Genomic DNA, 8,249 nt, shown 5'->3' with positions numbered 1-8,249 from the left:
GTGAAATCGAGTAGGGCGGGACACGTGACATCCTGTCTGAATATGGGGGGACCATCCTCCAAGGCTAAATACTCCTGACTGACCGATAGTGAACCAGTACCGTGAGGGAAAGGCGAAAAGAACCCCTGTGAGGGGAGTGAAATAGAACCTGAAACCGTGTACGTACAAGCAGTGGGAGCCCTTCGGGGTGACTGCGTACCTTTTGTATAATGGGTCAGCGACTTACATTTTGTAGCGAGGTTAACCGTATAGGGGAGCCGTAGGGAAACCGAGTCTTAACTGGGCGTCTAGTTGCAAGGTGTAGACCCGAAACCGGGTGATCTAGCCATGGGCAGGTTGAAGGTTGAGTAACATCAACTGGAGGACCGAACCCACTAACGTTGCAAAGTTAGGGGATGACCTGTGGCTGGGGGTGAAAGGCCAATCAAACTCGGAGATAGCTGGTTCTCCCCGAAAGCTATTTAGGTAGCGCCTCGGACGAATACTACTGGGGGTAGAGCACTGTTTGGACTAGGGGGTCATCCCGACTTACCAACTCCATGCAAACTCCGAATACCAGTAAGTAATATCCGGGAGACACACGGCGGGTGCTAACGTCCGTCGTGAAGAGGGAAACAACCCAGACCGCCGGCTAAGGTCCCAAAGTTCTGGTTAAGTGGGAAACGATGTGGGAAGGCTCAGACAGCTAGGATGTTGGCTTAGAAGCAGCCATCATTTAAAGAAAGCGTAATAGCTCACTAGTCGAGTCGGCCTGCGCGGAAGATGTAACGGGGCTCAAACCAGGCACCGAAGCCGCGGATTCACACTTATGTGTGAGTGGTAGGGGAGCGTTCTGTAAGTCTGCGAAGGTGTATCGAGAGGTATGCTGGAGATATCAGAAGTGCGAATGCTGACGTAAGTAACGATAAAGGGGGTGAAAAGCCTCCTCGCCGGAAGACCAAGGGTTCCTGTCCAACGTTAATCGGGGCAGGGTGAGTCGACCCCTAAGGTGAGGCCGAAAGGCGTAATCGATGGGAAGCAGGTTAATATTCCTGCACGACTTGTAATTGCGATGGGGGGACGGAGAAGGCTAGGTGGGCCAGGCGACGGTTGTCCTGGTGAAAGTGCGTAGGTGGTGTTTCTAGGCAAATCCGGAGACACAACACTGAGACACGAGACGAAGCCACTACGGTGGTGAAGCCATTGATGCCCTGCTTCCAGGAAAAGCCTCTAAGCTTCAGATTACAAGTCATCGTACCCCAAACCGACACAGGTGGTCGGGTAGAGAATACCAAGGCGCTTGAGAGAACTCGGGTGAAGGAACTAGGCAAAATAGAACCGTAACTTCGGGAGAAGGTTCGCTCTTGACAGTGAAGTCCCTTGCGGATGGAGCAGTTGGGAGTCGCAGTGACCAGATGGCTGGGACTGTTTATCAAAAACACAGCACTCTGCAAACACGAAAGTGGACGTATAGGGTGTGACACCTGCCCGGTGCCGGAAGGTTAATTGATGGGGTTAGCGCAAGCGAAGCTCTTGATCGAAGCCCCGGTAAACGGCGGCCGTAACTATAACGGTCCTAAGGTAGCGAAATTCCTTGTCGGGTAAGTTCCGACCTGCACGAATGGTGTAACCATGGCCATGCTGTCTCCACCCGAGACTCAGTGAAATCGAATTCGCCGTGAAGATGCGGTGTACCCGCGGCTAGACGGAAAGACCCCGTGAACCTTTACTACAGCTTGGCACTGAACATTGAACCTACATGTGTAGGATAGGTGGGAGGCTTTGAAGGCGTGACGCCAGTTGCGCTGGAGCCGTCCTTGAAATACCACCCTTGTATGTTTGATGTTCTAACGCAGGTCCCTGAATCGGGATCGCGGACAGTGCCTGGTGGGTAGTTTGACTGGGGCGGTCTCCTCCCAAAGAGTAACGGAGGAGCACGAAGGTTGGCTAATCCTGGTCGGACATCAGGAGGTTAGTGCAATGGCATAAGCCAGCTTAACTGCGAGACGGACAGGTCGAGCAGGTACGAAAGTAGGTCATAGTGATCCGGTGGTTCTGAATGGAAGGGCCATCGCTCAACGGATAAAAGGTACTCCGGGGATAACAGGCTGATACCGCCCAAGAGTTCATATCGACGGCGGTGTTTGGCACCTCGATGTCGGCTCATCACATCCTGGGGCTGAAGTCGGTCCCAAGGGTATGGCTGTTCGCCATTTAAAGTGGTACGCGAGCTGGGTTCAGAACGTCGTGAGACAGTTCGGTCCCTATCTGCCGTGGGCGTTGGATGATTGAAGGGAGTTGCTCCTAGTACGAGAGGACCGGAGTGAACGAACCTCTGGTGTTCGGGTTGTCACGCCAGTGGCACTGCCCGGTAGCTAAGTTCGGAATCGATAACCGCTGAAAGCATCTAAGCGGGAAGCGAGCCCTGAGATGAGTCATCCCTGACCCCTTGAGGGTCCTAAAGGGCCGTTGGAGACCACAACGTTGATAGGTGGGGTGTGTAAGCGCGGCGACGTGTTGAGCTAACCCATACTAATTACCCGTGAGGCTTAACCATACAACACCCAAGAAGTGTTCTGAGACTTGTAGCAAGTGCGAGACTACTTACCTAATTCAGTGATAACGACCAGGCAATAGCCAATCAGTCGTTACTCACGTCAGCTTTCCGAGATTGAAGTTATTTGCCTGGCGGCCATAGCGCCGTGGAACCACCTGATCCCATGCCGAACTCAGAAGTGAAACGCGGTAGCGCCGATGGTAGTGTGGCATTCGCCATGCGAGAGTAGGACACTGCCAGGCTTCAATTAAGCAACTACAGCGATGTGGTTGGTCGCGACACAACGTCAGGTTGTGTTGGACAGAAGATTTAGATAACGCACGCAGTGCGGTCTTTACCGGTTAGTGTGCTGATATGGCTCAGTTGGTAGAGCGCATCCTTGGTAAGGATGAGGTCCCCAGTTCGACTCTGGGTATCAGCACCAGTAAATATTAAAGCCTCCCAATCGGGAGGCTTTTTTGTATTCGTCTTTCTCAGTTTACCGAAATCTGTCTGGCATCGAGATAGAAGCGGGCCTGTCCCGAGGATTCTATCTGGATAGCCGCGACCAGTCGTTCGTTGCGCTTGTATTCCCACTGCTTGTCGATCGAGGTCAACGGCGGCTTGTTGATACCCAGTGTCTGCAGATATTCGTGAAACAGACCAGCGCTGCCGATCTCGGTCAATCCTGCTTTCATCCCAATTAACTCCCTTTTATTGTTGCTGTTTATCAATAGTAGCAGTCTCATATGTATTCAATATGAACGCTTTTCTATTAAATTGATCCAAGCTAAGTTGTGGATTGGAAAAGGTAATCGGTGTCAGAAAAAGGAAGAAAAACATGCTGATAAAGAATGTGCGTCTGGCTGGCAGAGAGGGGTTGTGGCAGATCCTGTGCCAGGATGGCCTGATCCGGACCATAGCTCCCATGAGCCAGCTTCTCCTGTCTACCCGGGAGCTGGATGGGGAGGAGGGTCTGGCCATGGCCCCCTTTATCGAGCCCCACATCCATCTTGATACCACCCAGACGGCCGGGGAGCCGAGCTGGAACCTGTCCGGTACCCTGTTCGAGGGGATAGAGCGCTGGGCCGAGCGCAAGGCGCTGCTGACCCATGAAGATGTGAAACAGCGCGCCATCCAGACGCTGAAGTGGCAGATTGCCAACGGCATCCAGTTTGTCCGCACCCACGTCGATGTCTCCGATCCCAACCTGGTCGCCTTGAAGGCGATGCTGGAGGTGAAGGAGGAGATGAAGGAGTGGGTCGAGCTGCAGATAGTGGCCTTCCCGCAGGAGGGGATCCTCTCCTACCCCAATGGCAAGGCGTTGCTGGAAGAGGCGCTCAGGCTGGGAGCCGACGTGATCGGCGCCATTCCCCACTTCGAGTTCACCCGGGAGTATGGGGTCGAAAGTCTGCACTACGTGTTCGATCTTGCCGAGAAGTATCAGGTTCTGGTGGATGTGCACTGTGACGAGATCGATGACGAGCAGTCCCGTTTCATCGAGACCCTGGCGACGCTTGCTTATGAGCGCGGCATGGGCCAGCGGGTGACCGCCAGCCATACCACCGCCATGCACTCCTACAACGGGGCCTATGCTTCCCGCCTGTTCCGCCTGCTCAAGATGGCAGACATCAACTTCGTCGCCAATCCGCTGGTGAACATTCACCTGCAGGGACGCTTCGACAGCTATCCCAAGCGCCGTGGCATCACCCGGGTGAAGGAGATGCTGGAGGCGAATATCAACGTCTGCTTCGGCCACGACGACGTGTTCGATCCCTGGTATCCCATGGGCACGGCCAACATGCTGCAGGTGCTGCACATGGGACTGCATGTGTGCCAGATCATGGGGTATGAGCAGATCAACAACGGCTTGAAGCTCATCAGCAGCCACAGCGCCCGTACTCTGAACGTGCAGGATCGCTACGGCATCGAGGTCGGCAAGCCGGCCAATCTGCTGATCCTGCCTGCCGAGAACGGGTTTGATGCGGTGCGCCGTCAGGTGCCGGTGCGTTACTCCATCCGCCATGGCCGGATCATTGCCGAGACCAAACCAGCTCAGACCTCGCTCCATCTGGATCGGATCGAACCGGTCGACTTTCGCCGGTGAGGCGGTCGATATCGATTAATTGCCCCGCTGTCCCCGCTTGCCGACATTTTGCATAATGTCGGCCTGATATTGTGGAGTCTGCCCTATGCAAACTTGGTTATATGTTGCGGCAGGCGGTGCCATCGGCGCCTGCCTGCGTTTTGGTATCGCCGAGCTGATGGCACTCTTGCTGGGACGCCACTTTCCCTATGGCACCCTGGTGGTCAATGTGGTGGGCTCTTTCATCATGGGTATCGCCTTTGCGCTCATCAGTCAGGGCCATGTGGTGGAACACCCGATGAAGCCGCTGCTGATGGTGGGGATCCTTGGGGCTCTCACCACCTTCTCCTCCTTCGCGCTGGATACTGTGGTGCTGGCCCAGCAGGGCGCCTACCTGAAGGCGGTGCTCAATATAGGCCTCAACCTTTTCCTCTGTCTGGCCATGGTGTTGCTGGGCATGCAGTTGGTTGCCAGCCGGGTTTAAGGTGTCCGCACGCCATTGGCTCTGGTAAACTGGCGACCATTCTTTGCTCTATGGGTGTTTAAGGGATGTCAGAACAGACTACGACAACGCATTTTGGCTTTAAAACCGTGGCCGCGACCGAGAAGGAAACCCTGGTCGCCGGCGTCTTTCATTCGGTGGCAGCCAAGTATGATCTGATGAACGATCTGATGTCGTTCGGCATCCACCGCCTGTGGAAGCGCTTCACCATCGACTGCTCCGGTGTGCGCAAGGGCCAGAAGGTGCTGGATCTGGCCGGTGGCACCGGTGATCTGACCGCCAAGTTCTCCCGTATCGTCGGCGAGACCGGTCAGGTGGTACTGGCGGATATCAATGACTCCATGCTCAAGGTGGGCCGCGACAAGCTGCGCAACCTGGGGGTGGCGAACAACGTCTCCTACGTGCAGGCCAACGCCGAGGCGCTGCCCTTCCCGGACAATCACTTCGATGTCATCACCATCGGCTTCGGCCTGCGCAACGTCACCGACAAGGACAAGGCGCTGGCCTCCATGTTCCGGGTGTTGAAGCCGGGCGGCCGCCTGCTGGTGCTGGAGTTCTCCAAGCCCGCCAGCGAGGTGATCGCCAAGCTGTACGATCTCTACTCCTTCAAACTGCTGCCGAAAATGGGTGAAATCGTCGCGAACGACGGTGAAAGCTACAAATATCTGGCGGAATCCATCCGCATGCACCCGGATCAGCAGACCCTGAAGGGAATGATGGAGAATGTCGGTTTTGAGCAGGTCGAGTTCTACAACCTGACCCAGGGTGTGGTTGCCCTGCACCGTGGTTACAAGTTTTAAGGTCGCCTATGCCGATGGATGCCATGGTCACCGCCGTGATCGAAACCAGCCTCAACCAGTTGCTGACGCTCGACAAGCAGAGTCAGGAACGGTTGCGCAAGCTGACGGGCAAGGTACTCAAGCTGGAGCTGCGTGAGCTCAAGCCGCTCTGGTTTGTCTTCTCCGATCGCCGGCTGGATGTGCTGGCCCGCCACGAAGGCGATGCCGATGCCGTGCTCAGCCTGTCGCTGACGGCGCTGGGCCTGCTGAAAGACCCTTCCGCCCTGACTCGCTACATCCGTGAGGAGAAGCTGGATCTTAGCGGCGATCCCCAGCTGGTGCAGGCGTTCAGCGTCTTGCTGGGCGATCTGGATATCGACTGGGAAGAGGAGCTGTCGCGCTATACCGGCGACGTGCTGGCCCACACCCTGTTCAGTGGTGCCCGTCAGGCGCGCCGCGTGCTGGGGCGCGAGCTGTGCCGCTCCCGCAGCCAGCTGGCGGAATACCTGACCGAAGAGATCCGCCTCGCGCCCGGTCCGCTGGAAGTGGCGAGCTTCAACGACGATGTCGAGCTGCTGGCGCAACGGATGAAAGCGGTCGAGCTGCGGCTGGCCCGCTTCGAACAGCAGGTAGCCTGATGACCCCGAAGGAGTTCAAGCGCCTCTATCGCATCATCACCATATTGCTGGAGCAGGGCATAGATGAACTCGTGCCTGCCCGCTATCAGCCCTGGCCGGGTCGTCTGGCCCGCCGCAGCCTGTTCTGGCTCAAGAACAAGCAGCAGGGGCTGAGTCGCGGCGCCCGCATTCGCCTCGCCTTCGAGGCGCTCGGTCCCATCTTCATCAAGTTCGGCCAGATGCTGTCGACCCGGCGCGATCTGCTGCCGCCGGATATCGCCGAAGAGCTGGCCCTGTTGCAGGACAGGGTGCCGCCTTTCTGCGGTCAGGCGGCGCGCCTCAAGATCGAGGAGAGCCTGGGCTGCGCCATCGAGACTCTATTTGACGACTTCGACGAGACGCCGCTGGCGTCGGCCTCCATCGCCCAGGTACACACGGGTCGATTGAAGGAAAATGGCCGCGAGATCGTCATCAAGGTGATCCGCCCAGACATAGAGCCGGTCATAGAGGCCGATCTGCGCCTGATGCAGACCCTGGCCCGCCTGGTCGCCCGTTTCGTGCCCCAGAGTGCGCGCCTGCGCCCCATCGAGGTGGTGGAAGAGTATCGCAAGACCATACTCGACGAGCTGAACCTGATGCGCGAAGCCGCCAACGCCATCCAGTTGCGCCGCAACTTCACCGGCTCAGATGCCCTCTACGTGCCCGAGGTGTTCACCGAACACTGCCGTGAGCATGTGCTGGTGATGGAGCGCATCTACGGCATACCGGTTTCCGACATTCCGGCGCTGGAAGCCAACGGCACCAACATGAAGCTGCTGGCCGAGCGCGGGGTGGAGGTCTTCTTCACCCAGGTGTTCCGCGACAGTTTCTTCCACGCCGACATGCATCCCGGCAACATCTTCGTCTCCTATGAACATCCCGACAATCCGCTCTGGATCGGCATCGACTGCGGCATAGTCGGCACCCTGAACCGGGAAGACAAGCGTTACCTGGCCGAGAACTTCCTCGCCTTCTTCAACCGCGACTATCGCCGGGTGGCCGAGCTGCACGTGGAGTCCGGTTGGGTACCGCCAGACACCAAGGTGGACGAGTTCGAATTCGCCATCCGCACCGTGCTGGAGCCCATCTTCGAGAAGCCGCTGTCCGAAATTTCGTTCGGCCACGTGCTGCTCAACCTGTTCAACACCGCCCGTCGCTTCAACATGGCGGTGCAGCCGCAGCTGGTGCTGTTGCAGAAGACATTGCTCTATGTGGAGGGGCTGGGTCGTCAGCTCTATCCCCAGCTGGACCTGTGGCAGACCGCCAAGCCCTATCTGGAAAACTGGATGCACGAGCAGGTCGGGCCGAAAGCCGTGTGGAATGCCATCAAGGAGAAGGCGCCATTCTGGGCGGAGAAACTGCCTGAATTGCCTGAGCTGGTCTATGAGACCCTGCGCCAGACCCGTCACCAGCAGCGCCACTTCGATCAGATGTTTGCCGATTTCCGCCGTCACAGCCGTCGACAGGGACAGGCTCGCTACCTCTTAGGGGTTGGAGCCAGCCTGCTATTGGCGGGTGTATTCTTGCTGACCCAAAAACAATACATTGAGTGGGGACAAATCAGCCTGGCCGGCACCGGTTTATGCTGGCTGTTGGGCTGGTTCAAGGCCCGCTCTCGCCAATAACGCACTCGTGCAGTTTGGCGTCAGTTTTGAAGAAATTACGGGCTGGTATCAGCATCGTGATCGTTAATAACACACTCGCATACCTT

The 8,249-nt window shown here is 57.0% G+C and carries 6 protein-coding genes, 1 tRNA gene and 2 rRNA genes (1 of these 9 only partly in view); 8 read left to right on the top strand and 1 reads right to left on the bottom strand.

The annotated features are described in order from the left end of the window. From IU367_RS21750 to IU367_RS21740, 3 genes are all read left to right on the top strand, one after another. Positions 1-2,536 (top strand): 23S ribosomal RNA (locus tag IU367_RS21750); it begins 354 nt to the left of the window's first position. A 127-nt stretch (positions 2,537-2,663) separates the two neighbouring features. Continuing rightward, positions 2,664-2,778: ribosomal RNA gene (gene rrf, locus IU367_RS21745) — 5S ribosomal RNA — on the top strand. A gap of 106 nt (positions 2,779-2,884) precedes the next feature. Continuing rightward, positions 2,885-2,960, top strand: a tRNA-Thr gene (locus IU367_RS21740). A gap of 49 nt (positions 2,961-3,009) precedes the next feature. Here IU367_RS21740 and IU367_RS21735 read toward each other — a convergent pair. Further along, positions 3,010-3,264: a hypothetical protein gene (locus IU367_RS21735; RefSeq protein ID WP_052159050.1), complete on the bottom strand. Its 255-nt coding sequence runs from the start codon at positions 3,262-3,264 to the stop codon at positions 3,010-3,012. 92 nt (positions 3,265-3,356) lie between these two features. Between IU367_RS21735 and IU367_RS21730 the strand changes: the two genes are divergently transcribed. The 5 genes from IU367_RS21730 (at position 3,357) to ubiB (ending at position 8,163) form a co-directional block, all read left to right on the top strand. Beyond that, entirely contained in the window at positions 3,357-4,622 is a 1,266-nt protein-coding gene (locus IU367_RS21730; protein ID WP_274453083.1) for a cytosine deaminase, read from the top strand. An 85-nt stretch (positions 4,623-4,707) separates the two neighbouring features. Further along, positions 4,708-5,085 carry a fluoride efflux transporter CrcB gene (gene crcB / locus IU367_RS21725; protein WP_043135880.1) on the top strand — a complete coding sequence of 126 codons (378 nt, stop codon included), beginning with the start codon at positions 4,708-4,710 and terminating at the stop codon, positions 5,083-5,085. Between the two features lie 65 nt (positions 5,086-5,150). Then, positions 5,151-5,903 (top strand): bifunctional demethylmenaquinone methyltransferase/2-methoxy-6-polyprenyl-1,4-benzoquinol methylase UbiE, encoded by a 753-nt coding sequence (gene ubiE, locus IU367_RS21720; RefSeq protein WP_042867354.1) that lies wholly within the window; start codon positions 5,151-5,153, stop codon positions 5,901-5,903. Between the two features lie 8 nt (positions 5,904-5,911). Then, a complete protein-coding gene (locus IU367_RS21715) occupies positions 5,912-6,520 on the top strand; it encodes a ubiquinone biosynthesis accessory factor UbiJ (protein ID WP_274453082.1) in 609 nt (202 codons plus the stop codon). After that, complete coding sequence (ubiB, locus tag IU367_RS21710; RefSeq protein ID WP_274453081.1) at positions 6,520-8,163, top strand: ubiquinone biosynthesis regulatory protein kinase UbiB; 1,644 nt, start codon at positions 6,520-6,522, stop codon at positions 8,161-8,163. The genes IU367_RS21715 and ubiB overlap by 1 nt, the downstream gene beginning before the upstream one ends. Positions 8,164-8,249 lie beyond the last annotated feature (86 nt).

Source organism: Aeromonas bestiarum, assembly GCF_028751155.1.
Lineage (GTDB): Bacteria > Pseudomonadota > Gammaproteobacteria > Enterobacterales > Aeromonadaceae > Aeromonas > Aeromonas bestiarum.
The sequence above is the reverse complement of the archived record's forward strand: the minus strand, read 5'-3'. Positions and strand labels throughout refer to the sequence as shown.

What these genes read in the sequence shown, in the direction of transcription:
- ubiB (WP_274453081.1), top strand. Translation starts at nt 6,520, where the DNA reads ATGACCCCGAAGGAGTTCAAGCGCCTCTATCGCATCATCACCATATTG.
- IU367_RS21715 (WP_274453082.1), top strand. Translation starts at nt 5,912, where the DNA reads ATGCCGATGGATGCCATGGTCACCGCCGTGATCGAAACCAGCCTCAAC.
- IU367_RS21730 (WP_274453083.1), top strand. Translation starts at nt 3,357, where the DNA reads ATGCTGATAAAGAATGTGCGTCTGGCTGGCAGAGAGGGGTTGTGGCAG.
- crcB (WP_043135880.1), top strand. Translation starts at nt 4,708, where the DNA reads ATGCAAACTTGGTTATATGTTGCGGCAGGCGGTGCCATCGGCGCCTGC.
- ubiE (WP_042867354.1), top strand. Translation starts at nt 5,151, where the DNA reads ATGTCAGAACAGACTACGACAACGCATTTTGGCTTTAAAACCGTGGCC.
- IU367_RS21735 (WP_052159050.1), bottom strand. Translation starts at nt 3,264, where the DNA reads ATGAGACTGCTACTATTGATAAACAGCAACAATAAAAGGGAGTTAATT.